The organism is Methanosarcina subterranea (genome assembly GCF_055385895.1).
On the sequence record NZ_AP042426.1, the window covers coordinates 45,987 to 71,556 of the forward strand.

At 45.4% G+C, this 25,570-nt stretch carries 20 protein-coding genes; 13 read left to right on the forward strand and 7 right to left on the reverse strand.

Going from position 1 to position 25,570, the window contains the following annotated elements; all coding sequences use genetic code 11:
• The first annotated feature begins 163 nt into the window (after window positions 1-163).
• The 4 genes from rbcL (at window position 164) to ACZ5A8_RS00235 (ending at window position 6,511) form a co-directional block, all read left to right on the forward strand.
• On the forward strand, window positions 164-1,450 hold the full coding sequence (gene rbcL, locus ACZ5A8_RS00220; RefSeq protein WP_464531573.1) for a type III ribulose-bisphosphate carboxylase: 1,287 nt from the start codon (window positions 164-166) through the stop codon (window positions 1,448-1,450).
• A 114-nt stretch (window positions 1,451-1,564) separates the two neighbouring features.
• A complete protein-coding gene (locus tag ACZ5A8_RS00225) occupies window positions 1,565-2,656 on the forward strand; it encodes an L-threonylcarbamoyladenylate synthase (protein ID WP_464531575.1) in 1,092 nt (363 codons plus the stop codon).
• A gap of 119 nt (window positions 2,657-2,775) precedes the next feature.
• Window positions 2,776-3,021, forward strand: a complete 246-nt coding sequence (locus ACZ5A8_RS00230) for a hypothetical protein (protein ID WP_464531576.1) — start codon at window positions 2,776-2,778, stop codon at window positions 3,019-3,021.
• 37 nt (window positions 3,022-3,058) lie between these two features.
• Window positions 3,059-6,511 carry a DNA polymerase II large subunit gene (locus tag ACZ5A8_RS00235; protein ID WP_464531577.1) on the forward strand — a complete coding sequence of 1,151 codons (3,453 nt, stop codon included), beginning with the start codon at window positions 3,059-3,061 and terminating at the stop codon, window positions 6,509-6,511.
• Between the two features lie 358 nt (window positions 6,512-6,869).
• Here the strand turns inward: ACZ5A8_RS00235 and mmp10 are convergent, their stop codons facing one another.
• Window positions 6,870-8,105 carry a methyl coenzyme M reductase-arginine methyltransferase Mmp10 gene (mmp10, locus tag ACZ5A8_RS00240; RefSeq protein ID WP_464531579.1) on the reverse strand — a complete coding sequence of 412 codons (1,236 nt, stop codon included), beginning with the start codon at window positions 8,103-8,105 and terminating at the stop codon, window positions 6,870-6,872.
• 421 nt (window positions 8,106-8,526) lie between these two features.
• Between mmp10 and mcrB the strand changes: the two genes are divergently transcribed.
• From mcrB to mcrA, 5 genes are read left to right on the forward strand one after another with little or no spacing between them, the layout of a single operon-like run.
• Window positions 8,527-9,831: a coenzyme-B sulfoethylthiotransferase subunit beta gene (gene mcrB, locus ACZ5A8_RS00245; protein WP_464531580.1), complete on the forward strand. Its 1,305-nt coding sequence runs from the start codon at window positions 8,527-8,529 to the stop codon at window positions 9,829-9,831.
• 24 nt (window positions 9,832-9,855) lie between these two features.
• Window positions 9,856-10,368 carry a methyl-coenzyme M reductase operon protein D gene (gene mcrD, locus ACZ5A8_RS00250; RefSeq protein WP_464531582.1) on the forward strand — a complete coding sequence of 171 codons (513 nt, stop codon included), beginning with the start codon at window positions 9,856-9,858 and terminating at the stop codon, window positions 10,366-10,368.
• Window positions 10,369-10,374: 6 nt separating this feature from the next.
• Window positions 10,375-10,995: a methyl-coenzyme M reductase I operon protein C gene (gene mcrC / locus ACZ5A8_RS00255; RefSeq protein ID WP_229390541.1), complete on the forward strand. Its 621-nt coding sequence runs from the start codon at window positions 10,375-10,377 to the stop codon at window positions 10,993-10,995.
• 1 nt (window position 10,996) lies between these two features.
• Window positions 10,997-11,743 (forward strand): coenzyme-B sulfoethylthiotransferase subunit gamma, encoded by a 747-nt coding sequence (gene mcrG, locus ACZ5A8_RS00260; RefSeq protein WP_464531583.1) that lies wholly within the window; start codon window positions 10,997-10,999, stop codon window positions 11,741-11,743.
• A gap of 10 nt (window positions 11,744-11,753) precedes the next feature.
• Window positions 11,754-13,469 (forward strand): coenzyme-B sulfoethylthiotransferase subunit alpha, encoded by a 1,716-nt coding sequence (mcrA, locus tag ACZ5A8_RS00265; protein ID WP_464531585.1) that lies wholly within the window; start codon window positions 11,754-11,756, stop codon window positions 13,467-13,469.
• Between the two features lie 284 nt (window positions 13,470-13,753).
• Here mcrA and ACZ5A8_RS00270 read toward each other — a convergent pair whose 3' ends face one another.
• The 6 genes from ACZ5A8_RS00270 to ACZ5A8_RS00295 form a co-directional block, all read right to left on the reverse strand.
• On the reverse strand, window positions 13,754-14,809 hold the full coding sequence (locus ACZ5A8_RS00270; protein WP_464531586.1) for a 50S ribosomal protein L11 methyltransferase: 1,056 nt from the start codon (window positions 14,807-14,809) through the stop codon (window positions 13,754-13,756).
• 217 nt (window positions 14,810-15,026) lie between these two features.
• Complete coding sequence (gene aroA / locus ACZ5A8_RS00275) at window positions 15,027-16,319, reverse strand: 3-phosphoshikimate 1-carboxyvinyltransferase (protein ID WP_464531588.1); 1,293 nt, start codon at window positions 16,317-16,319, stop codon at window positions 15,027-15,029.
• A 119-nt stretch (window positions 16,320-16,438) separates the two neighbouring features.
• Complete coding sequence (locus ACZ5A8_RS00280) at window positions 16,439-17,092, reverse strand: thymidylate synthase (protein WP_229390552.1); 654 nt, start codon at window positions 17,090-17,092, stop codon at window positions 16,439-16,441.
• A 572-nt stretch (window positions 17,093-17,664) separates the two neighbouring features.
• Window positions 17,665-18,525 carry a zinc metalloprotease HtpX gene (gene htpX / locus ACZ5A8_RS00285; protein WP_229390554.1) on the reverse strand — a complete coding sequence of 287 codons (861 nt, stop codon included), beginning with the start codon at window positions 18,523-18,525 and terminating at the stop codon, window positions 17,665-17,667.
• A 449-nt stretch (window positions 18,526-18,974) separates the two neighbouring features.
• Window positions 18,975-19,895, reverse strand: a complete 921-nt coding sequence (locus ACZ5A8_RS00290) for a restriction endonuclease (RefSeq protein WP_464531589.1) — start codon at window positions 19,893-19,895, stop codon at window positions 18,975-18,977.
• Between the two features lie 79 nt (window positions 19,896-19,974).
• A complete protein-coding gene (locus tag ACZ5A8_RS00295) occupies window positions 19,975-20,520 on the reverse strand; it encodes a dihydrofolate reductase family protein (RefSeq protein ID WP_464531591.1) in 546 nt (181 codons plus the stop codon).
• A 338-nt stretch (window positions 20,521-20,858) separates the two neighbouring features.
• Here ACZ5A8_RS00295 and ACZ5A8_RS00300 point away from each other — a divergent pair, with 338 nt between their 5' ends.
• The 4 genes from ACZ5A8_RS00300 (at window position 20,859) to ACZ5A8_RS00315 (ending at window position 25,568) form a co-directional block, all read left to right on the forward strand.
• Window positions 20,859-22,139 (forward strand): ATP-binding protein, encoded by a 1,281-nt coding sequence (locus ACZ5A8_RS00300; RefSeq protein WP_464531592.1) that lies wholly within the window; start codon window positions 20,859-20,861, stop codon window positions 22,137-22,139.
• A 58-nt stretch (window positions 22,140-22,197) separates the two neighbouring features.
• Window positions 22,198-22,818: a hypothetical protein gene (locus tag ACZ5A8_RS00305; RefSeq protein WP_464531594.1), complete on the forward strand. Its 621-nt coding sequence runs from the start codon at window positions 22,198-22,200 to the stop codon at window positions 22,816-22,818.
• A 1,032-nt stretch (window positions 22,819-23,850) separates the two neighbouring features.
• Entirely contained in the window at window positions 23,851-24,942 is a 1,092-nt protein-coding gene (locus ACZ5A8_RS00310; RefSeq protein ID WP_464531595.1) for an iron ABC transporter substrate-binding protein, read from the forward strand.
• Window positions 24,943-24,944: 2 nt separating this feature from the next.
• A complete protein-coding gene (locus ACZ5A8_RS00315) occupies window positions 24,945-25,568 on the forward strand; it encodes a class I SAM-dependent methyltransferase (RefSeq protein ID WP_464531597.1) in 624 nt (207 codons plus the stop codon).
• The last annotated feature ends 2 nt before the right edge of the window (window positions 25,569-25,570 follow it).

A 25,570-nucleotide genomic window follows, 5' to 3' on the forward strand; every position in this document is an offset into this window, starting at 1 on the left:
TTTATTTTTTCATTTCAGTCAAGACTTCAATTAGGGTCCTGTTAATACGAGTAAACAAATCTTATTAATGTTCAGTTACTTCCTTCAACGAAGACGATTATTGTATTTACTGGATTTTTACTGAATTCGATTCTAAAATGATTATTAATCAGGAGAAGACAACATGCGCAGGGACTACATAGATATTGGCTACAGCCCTAAAGATACGGATCTGATCTGTGAATTCCACATAGAACCGTCAGCAGGAGTGAATTTTGAGGAAGCTGCTACCCATATGGCAGGGGAAAGTTCCATAGACTCTTGGACTGAGATTGCTACACTGAGTCCCGAACTTGCAGAGAAACTGAAGCCCCATGTTTTTTACGTGAATGAGAAAGCACAGACTGTAAGGGTGGCTTATTCGGAAGACCTCTTTGAACTGGGCTCTGTCCCTCAGGTTCTCAGTGCTGTTGCAGGAAATATACTGAGCATGAAAGTCGTTGACAACCTCAGGCTGCAGGACATCGCCTTCTCTAGTTCAATGCTCCGTGAGTTTAAAGGTCCGAATTTCGGGCTGCAGGGAATCAGGAGATTTGTTGGTGTGCAGGACCGGCCGCTTATAGGGACTATTGTCAAGCCTAAAGTTGGCCTGAACTCCGAAAAACATGCGGAGGTTGCTTACAATTCCTTTGCCGGAGGCTGTGACCTCGTTAAAGATGATGAGAACCTGACCGACCAGAAATTTAACGGTTTTGAAAAGAGAGCCGAACTCACCCTTAAGCTCGCAGAAAAGGCAGAATCAGAAACCGGAGAGCGAAAAATGTATCTCTGTAATGTTACTGCCCCGACCTGTAAAGAGATGATCCGCCGCATGAATGTCCTTAAAGACCTGGGTGCAAGCTATGCAATGGTTGACATCGTGCCTGCGGGCTGGACTGCCATTCAGACCCTGCGCGAAGAGGCTGAGGACGCAGGCCTGGCTCTTCATGCTCACCGCTGCATGCATTCAGCCTATACCCGAAACCCACGCCACGGGATAAGCATGCTAGTAGTTGCCAAACTCTGCAGACTGGTAGGGCTTGACCAGCTCCACATAGGCACTGTAGTCGGAAAGATGCACGGAGAAAAGCATGAAGTTCTGAATCTCAGAGATCAGTGCGTGCTCGATAAAGTGCCTGCAGATGAAAGCCAGCACGTCCTTGACCAGGACTGGGGAGGGCTAAAGCCTATGTTCCCTGTAGCATCCGGAGGGCTTGCCCCTACAATGATTCCGGACCTTTATTCTATCTTCGGAAAAGATGTTATTATGCAGTTCGGTGGTGGAATTCATGCGCACCCGATGGGCACGGCAGCTGGAGCCACTGCCTGCAGGCAGGCCCTTGAAGCAAGCCTTGAAGGAGTCAGCTTGCAGGACTATGCGAAGGACCACAAAGAACTTGAAGTCTCTCTCGGAAAATGGCTGAAGAAATAAGCTTCTAAGTAAGGACCAGACTGGATAACCGGAACCAATTACAGGCAGAAACAGTTACAGATGTAAAAGGCAGAAACAATAGCGGGATAATAATCAGCAAGGGGTTTACTTCTGGTGAAAGCAGAAAACGGAAATAAAAGAGAGACCCGATTTTTCCGGGTATCCGAAGAGAACTTTGACGATATTCTTGACAAGGCTGCAGAAATTATCAAAAGGGGCGGGACAGTTGCCTTCCCCACGGAAACCGTTTATGGGCTTGGAGCTGATGGGCTCGACCCTGACGCTGTCCGGAAAATTTTTAAGGCAAAGGAACGCCCGCCCGGCAACCCTCTCAGCCTGCTCGTCCATTCCAGGGAAGACCTTGGAAAAGTCGCAAAAAATGTCCCTGAAAAAGCTTTCAGGCTTATGGATGCTTTCTGGCCTGGTCCACTTACGATCGTTCTTGAAAAAAATGACATTGTCCCGGAAATTACCTCAGGGAACCTGTCTTCGATAGGACTCCGCATGCCTGATCACAGGATTCCTCTGGAGCTTGTAAAAAGGGCAGGCACTCCTCTGGCTGCTCCGAGCGCGAACCTTTCGGGAAAGCCCAGTCCCAGTCTGGCAGCCCATGTCCTTGCTGACCTTGCAGGCAGGATTGATGTAATTATTGACGGGGGAGGGACAGCCATAGGGCTTGAGTCAACCGTGATTGATATGACAGTAGAACCTCCTGTGGTTCTACGACTCGGAGCCGTGGGAATTGACGAACTCGAGAACGTTATAGGTAAAGTCAGGCCCACATACATGGAAGCTGAAGCCAAAGATGGAGAGGCTATATCTGAGAAACAGGCAGGCCAGAAGTACAGTCACTATACTCCTGATACGCAGGTTGTGCTTGTAGAAGGAGAAAGAAAAAAAGTTTCTGAAAAGATTGGTACCCTGCTTGAAAATTACCTGCTCGAAGGAAAGAAAGTAGGGCTTTTAATTAGTAATGAGACCGCAGGCTTTTTTGCTTCTGAAGGACTGAGTGCCCACGGATGCTTTTTACTTGGGCCTTACGAAGAGCCGGAAGAAGCTGCCAGAAAACTTTTTGAAGGGCTAAGAACTCTGGACGCGAAAAGTCTGGATGTAATTCTGGCTGATGGTTCTTTTAACCCTTCAGGACTTGGAGCTGCACTTCTTAATCGGTTAAGAGAAGCCGCGTCCATAAGGTACGCTGTTTGAATCGGGAATGCCGGTTAAATTGCGATAGTATAAGTGAGAGTTTGACAGTCAGATTTGACAGTCGAATCTGACAGTCATATATGATGGTTATTTTTGTAGTATACTGGAGAGAGATTTTCTTGAAGGCGGAAAAAAGAGAACAGATGGAAAAAATGCGGGCTTATAAAAAAGTCCGGAAGCAGAACAAAAAAACAACAGGAGTAAGCCTTGCGATCCTGGCTGCAGGTCTACTTTTGAAGACTCTCAATATAAATGTTCTTGGTATTGATATCGGGTATTATCTTCTTTGGGCAGGAGTTTTTGTCTTCTTTGTAACTTCTATGTCAGGCCTCTTCGCTGCGGGATCTCTGCGCAAGCAGAGATAATCTTTTTTCTTTCTTTTCCAAAAAGGGGCTTTTCAAGATGGGTGAAACGATTGCAAGTGAGGAAATGCATGAATACTTTAATGGGCTTGAGGCGAGGCTAAAAAAGGCAATTGATGTTGCAAACAGGGCCCGGGCCCGGGGCGGAGATCCGAAACCCTTTGTAGAAATTCCCCTTGCCAAAGACCTTGCAGATAGGGTCGAAAACCTTATTGGAGTCCAGGGGGTTGCTGCAAAGATCCGGGAACTTGAGGTCAAGATGTCCAGGGAAGAAGCTGCCCTTGAAATCGGGAAACAGGTTGCCGAAGGGATTGTAGGAAGTTTTCCAACAAAAAAAGATGCAGTGGAAGCTGCTATCCGTGTTTCCATGGCAGTCCTGACCGAAGGGGTGGTTGCAGCTCCTATAGAAGGAATAGATAAGGTAGATCTCGGGAAAAATGACGACGGATCTCAGTATATCCGGATCTTTTATTCCGGGCCCATCCGAAGCGCAGGAGGGACTGCGCAGGCTCTTTCCGTGCTTGTCGGTGACTATGTGAGGCGTGGGATCGGGATTGACCGCTACAAACCAAGAGATGAGGAAGTAGAGCGCTATGTGGAAGAAATCCTGCTTTACAAGAGGGTTGCAAGCCTGCAATACATGCCTTCCGAAGATGAAATCCGCCTTATAGTTCGAAACTGCCCTGTTTGCATTGATGGGGACCCTACTGAAGAGGCAGAGGTCGAAGGGCACAGGAATCTCGAGAGGATAGGGACAAACCGTGTTCGGGGGGGGATGTGCCTCGTGCTTGCCGAAGGTCTCGCCCTCAAGGCCCCCAAAGTCAAGAAGCATGTTAACAAGTTGAAGATGGACGGATGGGACTGGCTGGAGACACTCATCGGAGGCGCTAAAAGCGGAGAGAGTGCTGAAGATGAGCAGAAAAATAAGATCAAACCAAAGGACAAATATATTCGTGACCTGATCGCCGGAAGGCCTGTGTTCTCTCACCCTTCGAGGCCGGGAGGTTTCAGGCTGCGATACGGGCGGTCAAGAAACACTTCATTTGCTTCTGCAGGAATCAGTCCTGCCAGTATGGTCTTGCTTGACGATTTTATAGCGAACGGCACCCAGCTCAAGGTTGAAAGGCCCGGAAAAGCGGCAGCCATGTCTGCCGTGGACTCAATAGAAGGACCTACGGTAAGACTTTTTTCTGGAGACCTTATCCGTATAGATAACATAAAGGAGGCATATGAACTCCGCCCACAGGTTGAAGTAATTGTTGATATCGGGGAAATTCTTATCAATTACGGTGACTTCCTGGAAAATAATCACCCTCTTATGCCTTCACCCTATGTTTTTGAATGGTGGCAGTACGATTATCAGGCAGTCTGCCCTGAAAAAATTCCCGAGGATGAGCTGAAAAACCCATCTGTTGCCCTTGCTCTCAGGCTTGCAGAGGGATTTAATGTGCCATTGCACCCGAAATTCACCTATCTCTGGCACGACATAAACCGGAACGAATTTGAAGCTCTGAGAAAATTCGTGGCTGAAAAAGGGATCTTTCTGGCAGATGAGTCAACCGGCGCAGGAGTCCTTAAACTGCCCCTGGAAACTTCCCTTGAAGAAGGTATAAAATGGGTGCTTGAAAAGCTCCTTGTACTGCACAGGGTAAAAAAAGGTGAAATTCTTATTGAAGAGGCTCTTCCGTTTATTTTATGCCTCGGGCTTGAACATTCCCTCAAAGAAAAAGCCAGTATGCCAGATACTGATAATATGGTGGAAGCTGCAGGTATTCTTAGCGGGTTTAAGGTATACCCGAGAGCTCCTTCAAGAATAGGGGCAAGGATGGGAAGGCCGGAAAAATCCGACCTGCGCAAGATGTCCCCTGCAGCCCAGGTTCTCTTTCCAATAAACAATTCCGGGGGAATTACGCGAAATCTTGTCTCTGCCTCCGACTACACATCCTGCATGAATGGAAAGATAGGAGAAATTGAAGTGGAACTGGGGCTTAGAGAATGCCCTGCCTGCGGGAAAGAGGCTTATTTCTGGCGCTGCGAATGCGGCGAATTTACGAATCCCAAACTTTCCTGCCCTCGCTGTAAAATAGATGTACGGGGTGCTGAGACCTGCCCCAAGTGTGGGAGAAAACCGACTTCAGTTGCAAATGTAAAACTGGATTTTCGTTCTATTTACAAGCAGGCTTTTGAGAATGTAGGGGAAAGAGAAAAAATGGATCTGATCAAGGGAGTAAAGCGGCTCATGAACGGGCAGATGACTCCCGAGCCTCTGGAAAAAGGAATCCTGCGCGCAAAACATGATGTCTACATTTTTAAGGATGGGACCGTACGCTATGATATGTCAGATATTCCCCTTACCCACATCCGGGCTGATGAACTGGGAATTACGGCAGCCAAACTCCGGGAACTCGGCTATATGGAGGATATTTATGGAAATCCCCTTGAGAGGGACGACCAGGTTACCTGCCTGAAGGTTCAGGATCTTGTGATATCTTATGACGGGGGCGAGTATATGCTGCGTACTGCAAAATACGTGGACGACCTTCTTGTGAAGTATTATAAGATTGAGCCCTATTACAATGCCGAAACCATTCAGGACCTTGTAGGGGCACTGCTCATAGGGCTTGCTCCTCATACTTCCGCAGGAGTACTCGGGCGCCTCATAGGGTTTACGAAAGCTTCCGTAGGATACGCCCATCCTTTTTTCCATGCTTCAAAACGCAGGAATTGTGATGGAGACGAAGACTGCATAATGCTCCTTATGGATGGAATCCTCAATTTTTCAAGGTCATATTTGCCCGACAAAAGGGGTGGGAAGATGGATGCTCCCCTCGTGCTAACTACGAGGATCGACCCCAAGGAAGTGGATAAAGAAGCCCATAATATCGATGTTCTTGCGCACTATCCTCTTGAATTTTACAGGGCTACGCAGGAGATTAGAAACCCCACTGATCTTGAAAGTATTATGGACCTGGTTAGCAGCCGGCTTGGGACGCCCGAACAGTATGAACATTTCATGTTTACACATGATACCTCGAATATTGCCGCAGGCCCTCTTAATTCCTCATATAAAACTCTTGGGAGTATGATTGAAAAAATGGAGGCCCAGCTTACTCTGGCTAACAGGATAAGGGCAGTGGATGCGCCGGATGTAGCTGAAAGGGTGCTCAAGTCCCATTTCCTTCCGGATCTGATAGGGAACCTTCGCTCTTTTTCCAGACAACGGATGCGTTGCATCAAATGTGCAGAGAAATTCAGGCGCCCACCCCTTACCGGAACCTGTCCGAAATGCGGAGGCAATGTGATACTGACCGTGCACGAGGGATCCGTCCGCAAATACCTTGAAATTTCAAAAGAGATCGGAGAGAGGTATGGGGTCTCGAGCTATACCAGACAAAGAATCGAGCTTCTTGATTATGATATCTGCTCTCTGTTTGAAAACCACAAGGTTAAGCAGCTGGGACTTTCAGATTTTATGTCCGGGTCTGCGCGTTGAGCTAAAGTGCAGAGAGCGTTAAGAATATGAAAAAACTTCTTACGACTGGTAGGAAGGAGATAGGGCAGTCTGAAAGTTGGAAGAAATCGGAATGTTTATAAATTATGTCTCCAAACTTCCCAGCAGAATTTTTTTTCTTCTGGAAAAGAGGTCTTTTCATTTTCTAGCTCTTTTTTACTGACAAAGACTTTACTATTGAACTGGATTATTTTCTATTGATTTTTTTCACAATTATATAATTTATTCTAGATTTATATAGTATCTGTTTTAATATCTATACTTATATCTGTATCTCTTTTTTGTCAATGTTTAAGTCTCTTCAGAATTCGACCCTACTGACTCTCGGCAGGGTCAGATTTTACTTTACAGGTAGCCCCAGCGAGTTAATCTGGTTAATAAGCTCAGTAAAGTTCTCTATTTCCAGTTCCAGAACTTCTTCCCTGGTCATACCTATAGACATTTCTCCATCTACGGAAAGGCACTCAGGTCCTCTGCGTACAAGCCTGTCTACCCCGTCTCTTTTGAGGGCTTCCTTGACTTCCATATCATGGACAAAAGCTCTCCCCGGAATAAACACAGTTTCAGTTACCTGGGAGAGGTCAAGGGTTTTGAAATCGTCAATAGTAATAAGGCATCCAATATCCTTTTTCAGTGGAACTACGTTTACAGTCCCTCCAAGGGCATCAAATATTTCAGTAAGCCTGGAGGATGCTACCTGACCTGTAATGACAGTTGCTCTTCCGGTTACTCTGGGAAGTTTTGAAAGGGCTTCAGGAATGTTGCGGATTGCAAAAGGTGAGCCAATTAAGGGGTCTTCCAGTGGTGTTCCTGTGATCCTCATAGAAGGATGTTTTGCTGCTGAACTGCGCACAATTTCAGTAAATTCAGAGACCGTATGTGGAGTTATCCCTGGCATGATAGGTGAATTGTCAAGGATCAGGCCGTTTTCCTGGAAGTTTGCAAATCTCATAAAAATAGCTCCCTTTGCGCCCATAGCTTCCAGGTCACTGAGGGTCTTTTCAAGAACCTCTCCATCATTTATTCCCGGAAGGAGGACTATTGCTCCGTAAACTTCACAGTGGGCACAGAAATCCCGAAGAACCTGAATTGAAGCTTCGGGTTCAGGGTCTTTCATGTATTCGGCTCTCAACGCCGGGTCTGTTGCAAAGACCGTGAAACTCACTTCTGTAACCCCATGCTCTATGTAGAAAAGAGCATCATCGGGTTTACTGAAACCTTTCCCACTGGTATATCCAAGATGTATCGGGGCGCCGAACTGAGATAGAAAAGTAACAAGATTTTTTAGTTCGGGATAACAGCTTAAGTCCCCTCCTCCGCTGACCGTGAATTTTTTCACCTCTCCGGTCGTGAAGTAAAGTTTTTTTGCAGTCTCTTCGAGTACCATCTGGAGGGACTTGAAGCCTGAGTACGATTCTTTTACACTGCGCGTACAGTAATCACACCCTTTTTTAAAAGGGAGGCAATACTTGCAGCCCAGGGGCTGAACGTCTTTGACCTTCTTAAAATAGCAATATTTGCAAAAGCCTTTGCAGTCTACCCCAGGATTTCCGCCTACGTCGACAACTACTTCCATATTAAAGTTTCGTATCACGAGGATATTACTAAATCTTTTTGGTATGATTTTTATGGTTAGATTTAAACATTTAAAAAAAAATCATATGATATTAGTCTTTTCTAGGAAAAATACTTAAATAAGTGATCCCGGAAATTTCCGCCGATTTTAAGCGACCTTAAAAATTCATTTTTCTATTGATGCTGGTTTTTTATATAATTGTAGAAAAATACATTTCATCTTAATAAAATGAATTTTAAAAAAATACATGAATTCATCTAGCGGAGAACACAAAAGATTTAAGTACCTTCTAAACGAATGAGATTTCATTGGGAAAGTGGACACTTAAAAACGACGCGGTACTTGATTTGTGAGTGCTTTTTGCACTCGAGTAGGTGACCAGTCCCAAAATGATTTTAATAAATTAAGGAGGAAATTATAAGTGTCTGACACAGTAGACATCTACGACGACAGAGGAAAACTGCTCGAGAGCAATGTCGATATAATGAGCCTTGCTCCAACAAGAAACGCAGCAATTAAAAAGATTATCTTGGACACCAAGAGGTCAGTTGCAGTCTCCCTCGCAGGTATTCAGGGCGCACTTGCCAGCGGCAAGATGGGCGGCAAAGGCCGTCAGATCTTAGGCCGTGGGCTTAACTACGATATCGTAGGCAACGTTGATGCAATTGCAGAGAATGTAAAGAAGCTCGTCCAGGTCGATGAAGGCGACGACACCAACGTCAAGATCCTTAAGGGCGGAAAGAGCCTTCTTATCCAGGCCCCAGAGTCCAGGATGGCCGCTGGTGCTGACTACATGTCCGCAACCACAGTCGGTGCAGCAGCAGTTACCCAGAGCATCATGGACATGTTCGGAACCGACATGTACGATGCACCTATCGTAAAGGCAGCTGTCTGGGGAAGCTACCCACAGACAATGGACCTCATGGGTGGACAGGTTCAGGGCATTCTGAGCATCCCCCAGAACAACGAAGGTCTCGGCTTCTCCCTCAGGAACATCATGGCCAACCACGTTGCAGCAATCACCAACCGTGGTGCAATAAACGCAGCAGCTCTCTCCTCAATCTATGAGCAGGCCGGTATCTTTGAGATGGGCGGCGCAGTCGGTATGTTCGAGAGGCACCAGCTCCTCGGTCTTGCCTGCCAGGGCCTTAACGCCAACAACGTTGTATACGACCTTGTAAAGGAAAACGGCAAGGAAGGTACCATCGGAACCGTTATTCAGTCCATTGTCGGCAGGGCAGTTGAAGACGGCGTTATTTCCGTTGACAAAGCAGCACCCTCCGGATACAAGTTCTACAAGGCAAACGATGTTCCAATGTGGAACGCTTACGCCGCAGCCGGTACCCTTGCAGCCACTCTCGTGAACTGTGGTGCAGGCCGTGCAGCCCAGAACGTCTCCTCAACACTTCTGTACTTCAATGACATCCTTGAGAAGGAAACCGGTCTCCCAGGATGCGACTATGGTAAAGTACAGGGTGTAGCAGTAGGATTCTCATTCTTCAGCCACTCAATCTATGGTGGCGGTGGACCCGGTGTCTTCAACGGTAACCACGTCGTTACCAGGCACTCCAGAGGATTCGCAATTCCCTGCGTATGCGCAGCAGTAGCCCTGGATGCAGGTACTCAGATGTTCACAATCGAATCAACATCCGGCCTCATCGGCGATGTGTTCGGATCGATTGAGGAATTCCGCCAGCCGATTAAGGCAGTTGCAGGAGCGCTCTAAACAAATTATTTAAAAGGTCTAACGATGTCAGACTCTGCTTCAAATACGGAAGATTCTATCCAAATCGAAATCTTTCCCAGTAGAATCCTGTCTCCTGAAACCGCTCAGAAACTTATTACTGAGCTCTATCGGGTTGACGGGATAATCCGCGTTATGGTCCAGGGCTCGAGGCTACCCGAAAAGGTGTCTTCAGGCCCGGGTACCGGGGAAAAGGTGGAACACCCCCTAAGGAAGCCTATTCAGATCGGAGATCAGGTTATTGAGCTTAAGATCAGTGTAGGCAGGATCAGGCTTGAAATCTCAAATGCCGAAACTAAAGAAAAGGTCAGGGCAGTATGCGATAAAGTGCTCCCGTTCTCTTTTGAATTCAGGGAAGGACATTTCTTCAGGAAAAAGCCCACAGTGACTGATTATGCAAAATATGGTCCTGAAACCGACCCTCGCTTGCTTGGCATGGTGGATCCCAAAGCCAAGGTAAACCAGCTCGTCTTCATCGAGAAACAAGAAAAAGAAGATGACAAAGACAAAGATGAGTGAAAGGATATGATGATCGATCGGGAAACACAGGTAGTTGACTGCCGATGCGGCGGAGGACTCGGCAAAGGAGGAGGGCTTGCTCAAAGAGGCACTCTTTCGGAAGCCGGTCGTGCCGATGTGGTAGCTATTGCTATGAGTCCCGGCCAGAGGCATATCACAAAACCGGTATGCGAGATTACATACGGGATGAGGAAGGAAAACATTCAGGTGAGTGTACTTGTACTCTACTCAGGTTCAGGGATACCTGAATCCGGCATGAGGACAGGATCGTTTGTACTGAGTCCGGTAGAAGTCGCACAGATTGAAATGCACAAGCTGGCTGTTATTCACCTCGGAAATATTAAGGATCACGTTATTAGAAAAACCAGGGAGATCCTGAGCCAGGCTGATATCCCGGCAATTGTTGTCAGCCAGATTCCGGTGGATTTTGAGGATTTTGCAGAAGCAGGGATAAAGACGAGATTAGTGATGCCAAGGGATGAAAATATTCGTACGAAGGGAATTGTAATGGATATGGTAAGTGGAGTTACACGTGGTGACTTCTGTCCCAGGGATAAACTAAATTCAATCGTAAAATACGTCAAGACGACATTAGACCAGTTAGAAGATCATAAAGGAGTTGCATGAGATGGCATACGAACCACAATTTTATCCAGGCGCTACATCAGTTGGCGCTAACAGAAGAAAGCACATGTCCGGAAAACTTGAGAAACTCAGGGAAATTTCCGACGAAGACTTAACTGCAGTCCTCGGACACCGTGCCCCAGGGAGCGACTACCCAAGCACCCACCCACCACTTGCAGAAATGGGAGAGCCCGCATGTTCCGTCCGTGAGGCTGTAGCAGCAACACCCGGTGCAGCAGCAGGAGACAGGGTCAGGTACGTTCAGTTCGCTGACTCAATGTACAACGCTCCGGCTACCCCTTACTTCAGATCATACTTCGCAGCAATCAACTTTAGAGGTGTAGACCCAGGTACCCTTTCCGGTCGTCAGATCGTTGAAGCTCGTGAGAGGGACATGGAAAAGTGCGCAAAGGTCCAGCTGGAAACTGAAATGAGCTGCCCTGCACTTTCCGGTATGCGCGGTTCAACTGTGCATGGTCACTCAGTCCGTCTTCAGGAAGACGGCGTAATGTTTGACATGGTCGACAGGAGAAGACTCGAAAACGGCACTATCATTATGGACAAGGACCAGGTTGCAATTCCACTCGACAGGAAAGTAGACCTCGGTAAACCCATGTCTGAAGAAGAAGCCGCAAAGAGGACAACCATCTACCGTGTGGACAATGTGGCTTTCAGGGACGATGCAGAAGTCGTCGAATGGGTACACAGAATATTCGATAAGAGGACTACCTACGGATTCCAGCCGAAATGAGGTGACCATAATGGCAGCAGATATTTTCTCTAAATTTAAGAAGTCAATGGAAGTCAAGTTCACACAGGAATTTGGTTCAAACCAGCAGTCCACCACGGACATCACCGGCAAGACCGAGAAGTTCCTGAGACTTGGGCCTGAGCAGGACGCAAGAAAGGCCGAAATGATTAAGGCCGGAAAGGAGATCGCAGAGAAGAGAGGCATTGCATTCTACAACCCGATGATGCACACAGGTGCACCCCTCGGTCAGCGTGCAATTACCCCTTACGTCATTTCTGGAACTGACATTGTTGCAGAACCAGACGACCTGCACTACGTGAACAACGCTGCAATGCAGCAGATGTGGGACGACATCAGGAGAACCTGTATTGTCGGTCTTGACATGGCTCACGAGACCCTCGAGAAGAGGCTGGGTAAGGAAGTTACCCCTGAAACCATCAACCACTACCTTGAGACCCTCAACCACGCAATGCCCGGTGCAGCAGTGGTTCAGGAAATGATGGTCGAAACCCACCCCGCTCTTGTCGACGACTGCTACGTCAAAATCTTTACAGGTGACGACGAGCTTGCAGATGAAATCGACAAGCAGTTCCTCATTAACATCAACAAGATGTTCACTGAGGAACAGGCAGCCCAGCTTAAAGCCTCCATCGGCAAGACTACCTGGCAGGCAATTCACATCCCAACAATTGTCTCAAGGACAACTGACGGTGCCCAGACCTCCAGGTGGGCTGCAATGCAGATCGGTATGTCCTTCATCTCCGCATACGCAATGTGTGCCGGTGAAGCAGCAGTCGCTGACCTGTCTTTCGCTGCAAAGCACGCAGCTCTGGTCTCCATGGGTGAAATGCTCCCCGCAAGGCGTGCACGTGGACCCAACGAGCCCGGTGGACTTTCCTTCGGTCACCTCTCTGACATCGTCCAGACAAGCCGCACAGTAACTGACGATCCCGCAAAGGTCGCCCTTGAAGTCGTAGGTGCAGGCTGCATGCTTTACGACCAGATCTGGCTCGGATCCTACATGTCCGGTGGTGTCGGGTTCACACAGTATGCAACAGCTGCATACACTGATGACATCCTCGACAACAACGTGTACTATGACGTAGACTACATCAACGACAAGTACAACGGTGCTGCAAACATCGGCAAGGACAACAAGATAAAGGCAACTCTCGAAGTCGTAAAGGACATCGCAACTGAGTCCACACTCTACGGTATCGAGACATACGAGAAGTTCCCGACTGCCCTTGAAGACCACTTCGGTGGGTCCCAGAGAGCAACCGTGCTCGCAGCTGCAGCTGGTGTTGCATGCTCCCTCGGAACTGCAAACGCAAACGCTGGTCTGTCCGGCTGGTACCTCTCCATGTACCTGCACAAGGAAGCATGGGGCCGTCTCGGCTTCTTCGGATACGACCTGCAGGACCAGTGCGGTGCCACAAACGTTCTGTCCTACCAGGGCGACGAAGGTCTCCCAGACGAACTCCGTGGTCCAAACTACCCCAACTATGCAATGAACGTCGGTCACCAGGGTGGATACGCAGGTATCGCTCAGGCAGCTCACGCAGGCCGCGGCGACGCATTCACCGTCAACCCGCTCATCAAGCTCTGCTTCGCTGACGATCTCATGCCGTTCAACTTTGCAGAACCCAGGAGAGAGTTCGGCCGCGGTGCCATCAGAGAGTTCGTGCCTGCTGGTGAGAGATCCCTCATCATCCCGGCAAAATAAACTCTATAAATTAAACACTTTAAAACAGAGTAGGCCTTCTGGCCTGCTTTTTTCTCTTTTTCCCGAATTGCGCCTCGCCCGAATTGCGCCTCGCCCGAATTGCGCCTCGCCCGAATTGCGCCTCGCCCGAATTGCGCCTCGCCCGAATTGCGCCTCGGGAGTACGCGGTCCTTTTCGCTTCGCTCAAGAGGACTAATTTTACGTGAAATTGCTTCTTTTCGCTCATTCAAAAAATGTAGATGTGTTAACAGTATTCCTTCCATTCCAAATTTATATAATTTCCTTCAAATCACGACAACTTTTTTGCCTAGTTTGTCTGCGGCTTCTACAAATTCTGTTGTATCTACACCAGGAAATGTATCTATAATACAAATGTCAAATTTTTCATCTAAACAATTCGTTAATTCTCTTATATCCATATTATAAACTTCAAATTTGCCTCCAGATGCTATTAATTCTTCTTTACTGCCTGGAAGTTTGACTGGAAATCCATTAGTTTCTAAATTAAGCAAAGTAGTTTCTATTGCAGGATTCCATATATCATTAAAAACAACTTTTTGCGCGCCGGCTTTAAGGCATGCGATTCCTAAAGTCCCAGGACCACACGTACAATCAAGAACAGTAGGCTCATCATTATCTTTTAAAGCTTTTTCAAGTATCTCTATTTTCGGCGATTTCACCGTCGGAAACTCTATATGAATTTCATGCTGATATTTGTATATTCCTAAAGCACCGTAAGGAGTCTGTATAATATCACATCTCGAATCGCATCCAGCAAGAAGTTCATATACGTGAGGATTAGAATCGGAATCTTTTATACCCACAGTTTTTCTTATATCTCCCTTTAAAACCCCTTTAACTTCCTCAACTTCCTTTACAATGGTCTCAGCACATTTTTTATCCACTTCATCAGATAATATTACTAAAGAATCTTCAGGCAAATAGGGAACAGAATTAGCTGGATAGCCAGGAGTCACAAGAGGAACACACGCATTCCTTAAATTAGCTTTTTTATCTTTTATTCCTTCATCCATCATTATTTTTAGCACGTGAGATATTACAGTATCAAGTTGTCTCTTACCACATTTACAACTTCCAAAATGGCTATCTATTTCATCTAAGTTAATCTGTTCTGCTAGAGGAGAGAATTTTTTTATTTTTTCTGTTTTGCAATCGTTGCAAGGTTTGTAGAATAATTCAATGTCTTTTAGTGCTTCTGAAACAGGCCTTATGCACGTATTTCCACACCTACATCTTATTTCCATGAACTTAAATATGGATATTCCCTGTAAAAGTACTATTCCATTTTTTATTATTCCTGAACTTTGGTTCAGATTCATTTAGAATATAGATAATTTCTTTGACTTATTGGAGGTTAATTCAAAAAAGAAAATACTGAAAATTTGAGGATCCTTCTGATGATCAGTTATCAAAATTAAGTGAACTACTCCTCCCTTTCGCTTACGCTCCGAGAAAGGAGTCATCTCGCTTTATCGAGATAGAACCCGTATTCAGTCTGCATCTAATCTGCTTAGAAATTTAGATTTTAGTTTCAACTTATTCTTCTGAAACTTCCTCAATTTTTGCTCCAAGGTTGCGCATATCTTTAAAAAAATCAGGATAAGATATCGATACCGATTCAGTGGTGTCAATTGTCGTGTTTCCTGCAACCATCCCTGCTATTGAAAGAGCCATAACAATCCTGTGGTCATCCCAGCCGTGGACTTCGGCTCCTTTAAGGGTTCCTCCGGTAATTGTCAGGCTGTCCTTTTCTTCTTTGAGGCAAACTCCCAGTTTCGGAAGTTCGGTTGCAAGGGCTCGAAGCCGGTCAGTTTCCTTGTAGCGCACATGTTCGGCATTTTCTATCCTGCTAGTTCCTTCGGCAACAGCTGCCAGGACGGCAACAGTCGGGACAAGGTCAGGAGTTGCTCCGGCATCAAACGTAATGGCTTTTAATTTTCTTCCTCCTCTGACGGTCACAGTACCGGCTTCTCTGTTCCATATGATGTCTGCTCCCATTTGTTTCAGAGTTTCAATAATTGCCCTATCTCCCTGTTTTGAGGGGAAAAGGTTTTTAACCGTTATTTCGGCTCCTTCGAGCATGGCTGCAGCTGCAAGCAGGTAAGATGCAGACGAGAAGTCTCCTGGAATGGTATATTCTTTAAGGTCATATTTCTGTTTTCCAGGAATGATGAACTTGGTGCCATTTTTATCGTCCGTATGTATTTTGACTCCTGCCAGTTCAAGCATCTCAATGGTTACATCCACGTAAGGTCTTGATTTCAGTTTTCCTATAATGGAGAGCGTGGTGCTGTTTTCTGCAAGAGGGCAGGCTATAAGGAGAGCAGAAATAAACTGAGAACTGATTGAGCCATTAATTTCTACTTCAGATCCTTCAAGCCCGCCTTTGACAACAATAGGAGCTTTTTCGTTTCCTCGTGTAGAGCAGGCTTTTACTCCCAGTCTGTTGAGGGCTTCAAGAAGAGGCCCGTTTGGCCGCGTTCGAAGGGAAGCGTCTCCTGTAAGCACCGTGATTCCGTCAGTGAGAGCTGCAATTGCTGTCATGAAGCGGAGAGTTGTCCCTGAGTTTGCGGCATCAATTACATCGTCCGGAACACCGGGTTTTCCATTCATACCGTGGATGATGAGATTCTCTTCCTCTCTTTTAACCGAGGCTCCGAACATCTCAGAAGCTCTGATTGTAGCAAAGGTATCGGCAGAGAGCAGGGGACGGCGAACGATCGATTCTTTTGAGAGAGCTGCCAGGGTTATAGCCCGGTGGGTGTAACTCTTTGAAGGGGGGGCAAAAACTTCCCCTGTAACTGAGGATTTGCTGATAGAGATGCGCATGTGTATCAGAGCTCTTCGATTTTTTATTCCTGACTTTTTCCTGAGATTCAACTGCTTGCTTTTGGCTTTCTGAATACGGTTATTCTGAATACGGTTATTCTGAGTTTGATTAAAAACTCTCAGTTTATGCCTTTCACGATATTTTCTACCATATCCCAGTCGTGGTCGTAAACATGGGCTGAAATGCTGACCGTAGTAATTGTTCCCGGTTCGACTCCTACCCTTTCGGCAACATATTCAAGTAACCTGGAGAGCCCGTAAAGGTTTGCAGGGTAGGCTCCTCCGAAATCGTGGCTCCTGAATAGAGTAGTAAGGTGGACCTTCCCATTCCTGATTTTGAAGTCATCGAGTATCATGCAGGGAACTTCATTGACTTTAGTATCCACAGGCGGTATCCAGGTAACAGCTGTAGCTCGTCTGGAAGTGGGGCTCTCCTGCAGCTTTTCGATTACATATTCGATCTGATCCACTTCTCCATTCCAGTTCCTGAGGCGCTGACCGTAGGTGTATTCAAAGTCCTGCACGTTTTCGCCCGAGATCAGCTGTTTTGCATATTCTTCGAGCCGTTCTTCATTCCAGGCAGTATCTTCGGGAATTCTATCCGTATAGGGGTCTTCGATTACCACCATCAAGTCCATGAATTCCCTGATCTGGCTCCCCCTTTCGTCGGTAATCACCTGCCCGTGATTCCAGATGATATTAAGCCCGCGGTACCATGCATCAGAGATGTTCTTTGCCCTGATAATCCTGCCAATCTCAAACTTGTCTTCCATAGAAAATTCCCCATTCAGGTTAAGGTAGGGTGTGGATAATCAACGTAATAATTTATTATTGAGAAAGTGCTTTTCAGCCCGATTTATTAATTTGCCTTTTCGAACGTTTTCTACAAATGGTAAGTAAAAACTCTAAATAAGAGCCAGTAAATATGCTGTTTTGGCGGGCTGGGTTCTTACCTTCTTGTCAGTAAGTTCGTCATAAACTGATTCGTTTACTGACTTTTATTGTCTTTTATTAACAATTTGTCCTTCCTATTTTATCTATCACTTTCTTTTATAAGTGTTTTTTCTCCTGCAAAGTCCGGTATTTCTCTATGCAATTTGATAACATATAACATGCAAAATTTAAAAGAATACCGGATAAACTTTCAGAGAGAAAGTAAAGCGAGAGAAATGAGTACAATCGTTGCGGAGAATGAAAATAATCGTGAAACGTTAAAGAAGTAAAGAAAAAAACGAAAAACAGAGAACAAATACATCAGTAAATAAAGGTTGAAAATAAGAATAAAAAGAAAAAAATACAAAAAGGAAAGTTAAAATTAAAGGAAAAAATGTTTTTTCAGAGAGCTTTAGAATCTCATTGCTCTCAGGCGCTTTACACGTTCATCGGTTACAGGGTGAGTCCTGAAAAGGGACTGAATAGTTCCGCCTTTGAGAGGGTTGACGATAAACATGTGGGCTGTGGTCTCTTTTGCCTGTACGTCCCTGATGCTTGGCTGGAAGTGGGAGTTTCCATATTCCAGTTTTTCCAGGGCATTTGCAAGTGCCCAGGGCTTTTTGCACATCCTGGCGCCTTCGTAATCCGCAGCGAACTCCCTTGAACGGGAGATTGCGAGCTGGATAAGGGTTGCAGCCAGCGGGGCAAGCACAGCCATTACGATAAAGCCTACGATTCCACCGTTATCATCGTCCCTGCCACCAAAGCCGCCAAAGATTGCAGCCCAGCGGGCCCAGGTAGCCAGCATGGTGATAACACCTGCAATGGTTGCAGCCACCGCACTGATAAGGGTATCACGGTTTTTGACATGAGCCAGCTCGTGTGCCAGCACCCCTTCGATCTCCTCACTCGAAAGCAGGTTGAGAATCCCGGTTGTAACCGCTACAGCTGCATGTTTTGGGTTCCTGCCTGTTGCAAACGCATTTGGCATCCCGGACTCAACAATATAAACTTTAGGTTTCGGAAGTCCTCCTTTCATTGCAAGGTCACTCACGATCCTGTGCAGGTTCGGAGACTCTGCCGGGGTAACTTCCCTTGCTCTGTACATTTTCAGCACGAGCTTATCGCTGTACCAGTAACTCCCAAAGTTTAGGATGACCGCAAATAAGAATGCGATTATCATTCCGCCCGTCCCACCGAAGTAGTTTCCGATAAGGACCAGAAGCCCTGTAAGGGAAGCGAGTAGAATTGTGGTTTTAAACATGTTCTTCATGACTTCTCACATGACATCCTCCCAGGCTAACGTCTGGGTTTTCAGTCTTTGATTTCTATATTCTGGACTTATTTTATTAAGTTCAATCAAGTAGAATCAATAATAAGTATTCTGATTACAGATATATATTTCTTATCTAGCATAAGGTGGACTTTCCGTTTTGTGTCATTTTTGTTTCCCTGATTATCCAAATAATACTCTCAAATTCTATAAAATGGAGAGTTTATTCCCCAAACCGGAAATTTCAATTTTTACACAAAAAGTTCTATCCTGTCTTCTGCTGCAATCCTCAGATTTTAAATTCACAGCATTCATTAAAATATCGGTTTAGATATATTTATATTTAATATGTCTTTGGATGCCGACATTAGTTTGATTTCAAACTATTATATGGGGACTTCAAGTATATATTTTTTATTGAAAGAAGGCTTTTGTGGGATTTCCAATTCTCAAACTACCTCTTCTTCAAAATAATCCGTATCCATTTTTTTAACATCGTAAGATTTTACTTTTGAAACTCCCACTCCATACTCGATCATCAGCCTTGCAAGCATTTCCCCATCGACCAGGACAATGTTCCCTGTAAGATCGGCATATTCAATAGCCTCTTTTGAAAAGACAGAAGTTGTTATGAAAACGCCCTTTTTCGCTTTTTTCCCGATCAGGGCTCCGGCAAACTTCTGGATTTCAGGTCTTGTGACCGTGCCTTCCCATCTTTTTGCCTGTATGTAGATGACATCAAGCCCTAGCCTGTCTTCCTTTATGATGCCGTCAATACCTCCGTCATGACTTTTGCCAACTGCTTTTCCGGCATCGGCTCTTGAACCTCCATAACCCATTTTTGTCAGGACATCAACAACCAACGACTCGAAAAAACCGGCTGAGCATTTCTTTATGATAGAAAGAACTTCGGAAACGAGTTCGTTATGGAGTTTCTGATACGCGATCTCAAGGAACTCTTCGGGATCGAGGGCTTTTGTTCCTTCTATTTCAGGAATATCTGGTTTATCGATTAAAGTCGGTTTGTCCTTATTGTAAAACTCATTAAATTCTTTATATTGTTTCAAAAAATTGACATCAATGGAGGCAGGTTTTTCTTTAATGACATCCGATCCTCTTTGGGTGATGGAAAAATATCCTTTTTTTCTGGAATCCAGTAATCCGGCTTTTTTCAGGTAAGTACACGCCCATCCAGCCCGGTTATTAAAAATAGCCTGCCGCCCGCTCGGTAACAGCTCTTTTCTTTCTTCTTCACTTAGCCTGAATTCTTCGGCTAGTTCTTCTACTGCACCGCGGATGTGGTGCTCTTTGCCATCTCTTGCATATTTTAACAAAGGGAGCATTACAGATTGATAATCTGGAATTACCATTGGATCACTCGAAAGCTGGATTAATTTTGTTAAGAACTTTGAGCGATCTTCTTTTTATGGTTTGCTATTTTTTCTTATGTCACCCTCTAATTATATACTCCAACCTTACCAACCCACTCTTATATCTCTCTGTATTAATTATCCTGAGCCTAATTTCTTTACCGATCCGGTCAAATAATGGGATTCCACTCCCTAAAATGATCGGAACCACAAAAACAATCATATCGTCCACAAGGTTTTCTTCGAGAAATACCTTAATTAACTGTGAGCCGCCTACGAGCCAGATATCCTCATCAGTATTTTCCTTCAGCCGGCGCACAAATTCCCCGATGTCCCCTGAAACAAATTCTACGTTTTTTTCGTGGCGCAGGGGCTCTTTTTGTCTTGTAAAAACGTATGACTTTTTCTCTCCGTAAGGCCAGTCTCCGAAACCCAGGACCTGCTCGTAGGTTTTCCTGCCCATGAGGACTGTACCTATTGATTCATAGAATTCGGAATAGCCGTAGTCGGTTTCGGGATTGTTTTCGTATTTGGTTAACCAGTCTATGCTGCCGTCTTCTCGAGCTATGAAGCCATCGAGGCTGCAGGCGATATAGAGTTTTATTCTGGGATTGTTTTCTTTCATTACTCCTTCTCCTTTTAGTGATTATTATCTGATTTTATGTATTTTGCTTCTTATTTATTGTTTCATTTCAGCTGTTTTATGGTTCAGACCGCATCGCTTCGAGAGCGGACAAGACAGACTGGGATAGACTATTCACGCAGCTTGGGTGAAGTATTTCTTTGTTTTTTTCTTTGTTTTTTTCTCTGTTTTTTTCTGTTTTTTTGCTTGCCTTTTACCAGGTTAAGCCGTTAAATACAGGATCCTTCTAATAATGGTCTTGTATAGAAGACCAGAATGTGATAAAACTGGTCTTCTATACAAGACCAAATTTTAAGTAAAATGGTCTCTTATAGAAGACCATGGAAAAAAAGGAGCTTTTCAAATACCTCATAAAGGAGTTCCACGAAAGGAAGCTTCCTGAAATTTATCCCCGTGCCCTTGAAATTCCGGAGACCAGGAAGATTGTAAGTCTGATAGGAGCGAGGCGGATAGGGAAGACTTCTTACTTTTTCCAGATGATAGGGGAGCTTGAAGCGAGTGTTGGAAGAGAACGGATTCTTTACATCAACTTCGAGGACGAGAGGATCCTGCCGCTAGATGTTAAGGATCTGAACTCAATCCTTGAGGCGTATTATGAACTCTACCCTGAAAACGTGGACCGGGAGCTGTATCTCTTTTTTGATGAGGTGCAGAATGTTCCGGGCTGGGAAGTCTATGTGCGCAGGCTCTATGATAGGGGGGATTTGAAGCTCTTTCTTACGGGGTCGAGTTCGAAGATGCTCTCAAAGGAGCTTGCAACAAGCCTTAGAGGCCGGACTCTTTCTTTTTACCTCTATCCCCTGAATTTTCGGGAGTACCTTGCTTTCCGGGGAGTTGAGCCTGTTCGAGATTTCGAGTATTCGAAGCAGCGGTTTGAACTCAAGAAGCTTTTTGAGGAATATCTCTATGAAGGGGGCTTTCCCGAAGTCGTGCTCGAAGCTCCGGAGCTCCGGAAGAAGATTCTTCAGGATTACTTTGAAATGATGATCTACAGGGATCTTGTGGAACGTTTCTCCATCCGGAATACCACCCTGCTCAAAGCTCTCACAAAATACCTGGTCACAAACATCGGGAATCCTTTCAGTGTAACCTCCTACTACAAAACGATAAAGCAGGATCAGGAGGTCTCAAAAAGTACTCTCCTGGAATACCTCTCTTACCTTGAGGACATCTCTCTTGTCTATTTCCTATCACTCTTCAGCTATTCTTTAAAGGCACAGGCAATAAATCCGAAAAAGGTTTATTGTCTCGATAACGGACTTCGGAATGCCGTATCTTTCATCTTCTCAAAAGACGAAGGCAGGCTTGCCGAAAACCTGGTTTTCCTCGAACTTATGCGCCGGGAAAAAGAGGTCTATTACTGGAAAAATGGGGGTGAAGTTGATTTCATAGTGAAGGAAGAGAACAATTCGCTGACTGCAATCAATGTCACGTACAGCAACAGTATCGCTGAAAGAGAGGTTAGTGCCCTCAAGAAGTTCTCTGAAGAGGAGGAATTTGCTTCTCGCATAAAAGAACTCATCCTGCTGACAAAAGACACTGAAAAGACAGAAAACGGGATCACATACATTCCGCTCTGGAAGTGGATGCTTGAGAAGTAAAATAGGCATTTGAGAGGCAAACATAACCTTTTTACCTTTTCTTCCCAAAAACTCCTCTATGTCTCCCCTGAATTCCGGTGTCCCCCTCAAAACAGAACATTCCTCCAGAGATCGCCTTTACTGGAACTTCTTCAACACGATCCCCTTCCTCATCGGCTCCATAGCAATTGCCAGGGATTCGCTCAAATGGGTTGCAGTTTACATCGGAATATCTCTCTTTTTCTTTTTGGTAATCGAATTCCGGTTTGCCTGCACTCACTGCTTTTACTACATCAGGAGCAAGGGTTGCGTAAAGTGCATGATGCTTTCGGGAGTGCCAAAGATTTTCAAAGCCCGTCCTGGTTCTCACAGCCCTTTTGAAAAGGTGATGACTGTGCTTGGAGCCCTACCCATGTTTTTCTTTCCGGTTTACTGGTTGGTCAGGGACCCTCTGCTGCTGGGAGCCTATATCGTTGCCTGGACGCTTTTCTTTTTGACCGCCAGGCGGTACGAATGCGTAAGGTGCCTTAACTTCGAGTGCCCTATGAACCGGGTTCCTGCAGGTGTCAAAAACGAATTTGAGAAAATGGATGACCTTTCCGAGAATATTAAGCTTTCAGGAGAGGAACTTCGGATATCAGGTTCAGGCAGCTGTGCTTCCCTTAAATTGGAGCATGAATTTGAGGATTTTCTTTACTAGAACTTCGTAACCCTGATTATTCTATTTTCGGCTGGGCTTGTCATTGGCATCAGTTCAACCGGGTGGCTGCTTGCCTATATTTTCACAGTCTTTTTCCACTTTAATATTCTGGAGCAGCATTTTTTCTGTACTCACTGCCCCTATTATCCCACGGAAGGAAAAAAATTGAGGTGCATGATGAACTGGGGCTGGCCGAAGCATTTCAGGCCCAGGCCGTGCCTCCCGGGCAAATTCGATCTTGCCATTACATCTCTGGGATTCATAATCGTGAATCTCTTTCCGCTTCCTTGGCTTTTAAAAGTGCCATTTCTGCTAGGGGCTTATCTGGTCTCTATATTGATTTTTTTACTGACAATATGGCGGTATGAGTGTTCCCGTTGTGTTTATTTTGGGTGCCCTTTTAACAGAGTACTGGCTGAAGTGAAGAAAGATTATCTGAAATGATTTCAATTCCCGGCTGAGCTTTAGGATTTATCCTTCACATTCCCTATTCATTACATCCCTCGCGATCGATCCTGACAGTTGCGGCTTCGCTGCGTCTGACTATGGGCTGTCTATAAGTTTTATTCTTAATTTTTATGTCATAATACTTTTGTTGATTGAGCGTTTTCCCATAAATGAAAAACGCTATTGATGTCGATTACTTTTCCATTCTTATACTGGATTTGAGCTTTTTTCCATAGAGCTGATCCCAAAACTCAAAATTCGAGATTCAGAGAATCAATTTTGAGTTTTGGGATCAGCTCATAATGTAAGGCAATCTATAATCTTTCTCCTATCTTGTAGAAACTTATTTATAGAATAACTAGGAAATAGGTTACCGTATTCCGGCAAATGTTGTCAAAACCCAAAAAACAATCATTTAATGCGTCAATTCACTGAAAACCATCGGTATGCTGTAAAAACGCAAAAAGCCTTTAAAAAACGTGTTCTTCTTCGTTTTCCATTCTCTTAAAGAATGGAATATATTTTTATATCATTATGTTTATTCGAACATAACCATTAAGCCATCAAAAGTCTGTAGGGATTTCTATGCGTGGAAAAATAGGTACAATATTGATACTCTCTCTGTTGGTTCTGGCTGTTGCATCCTGCGGCTGTGCAGAAACTACGAACTCGCAGGCTGTGCAGAACTCAAGCACTGTTCAGATCACCGACATGCTGGGCAGGCAGCTAACTGTGCCGGCGGAAGTCTCCTCGATAGTAGCCACTTCTCCCCCGTCCACTATTCTCGTTTATATGCTTGCGCCGGACAAACTTGCAGGCTGGAATTTCAAAAATAATTTTACACAACCTTTCATGAATGAAAATTACACAAATCTGCCCGTAATAGGAGGCTGGTTCGGGGCACAGACCGGGAACTATGAAACTATAATCAGCATGGACCCTGACATTGTAATTGAAGGGTACACCACGGATGGAGAAATCAATGAAGCCATAGAACGCAGGCAGGAAAGTTTCGGCAGCATTCCGGTGGTTGCCGTTGATGATTCCATTATCTTTGTGACGCAATCTGATCCTACTATCGAATACGTGGGTAAGCTGCTTGATTGTGAAGACCAGGCTGAAAAACTGATTGAGTTCCGCAGTTCAATCCTCAATGAGATCAACAATACTGTAAAAGACATTCCTGAAGATGAAAAAGTACTTGTTTACTATGCCGAAGGTCCAAAAGGACTGATGACCGACCCTTCAGGTTCTCAGCACTCCCAGGTCATTGATATCTGCGGCGGCGTCAACGTTGCGGACTGCCAGCTTACGCCAGGGAACGGCATGACGCAGGTTTCAATAGAACAGGTCATGGACTGGAACCCCGAAGTAATTATCACGTCAAATCCTCAGTTCTACGCAACCGTATACTCTGATTCACTCTGGGCAAGCGTAGATGCTGTTCAGAACAAACGGGTATATCTTGCTCCTCAGAATCCTTTCTGCTGGATTGACAGACCCCAGGGCCCTCACCTTATCATAGGGACTGCCTGGACTGCAAAAATGCTATATCCGGACCTTTTCACAAATATGGATCTCCCCCAGTTGACCCGTGAGTTCTACTCGGAATTTTTCCACTATGAGCTCACTGATGAAGAACTGAATACGCTACTTAACCCTTCAGCAGAGGCTTGAACGTGAGCGAGAAGGGCAAATCTCCGGGTTTCCCCTATATTGCCGAGCACATCTTTGCTCCCATCTACCCTGTAATAGCGGCTCATATCGTCGAACAAAGCGGGATAAAACAGGGCATATGCCTGGACATGGGATGCGGTATAGCGTCCCTAGGGATCGCTGTTGCGGAAATTACGGAGATGCATGTCTATGGTGTTGATTTTTCAACGGATATGTGCAGGCTTTCAAAGGACAAAGCTCACCACCACTGCCTCTCAGGTAAAGTTGTTCCTGTGCAGGCTGATGTGCATCTGCTCCCCTTCAGGGATAACTGTGCAGACCTGATAGTAAGCCGCGGCTCCGTATTTTTCTGGAAAGACCTGCCTGTGGCTTTCACGGAAATTTCCCGCGTCCTTACTCCGGGCGGGCAGGCCTGGATAGGGGGCGGTTTTGGTACAAAGGAATTGAAAGCTCAGATCTCTGAAAAAATGGTCGAAATAGACCCGGACTGGCATGCCGCCTCAAAAAAACGTCTCAGTCCGGAAAACCTTCAGGCTATGCAGGAAGCCGGGAAGCAGACCGAAATTTCCTGCCGTGTAGTTCAGGATGATTCGGGCTTCTGGGTGGTATTAAGTAAGGGAGGTTAAAA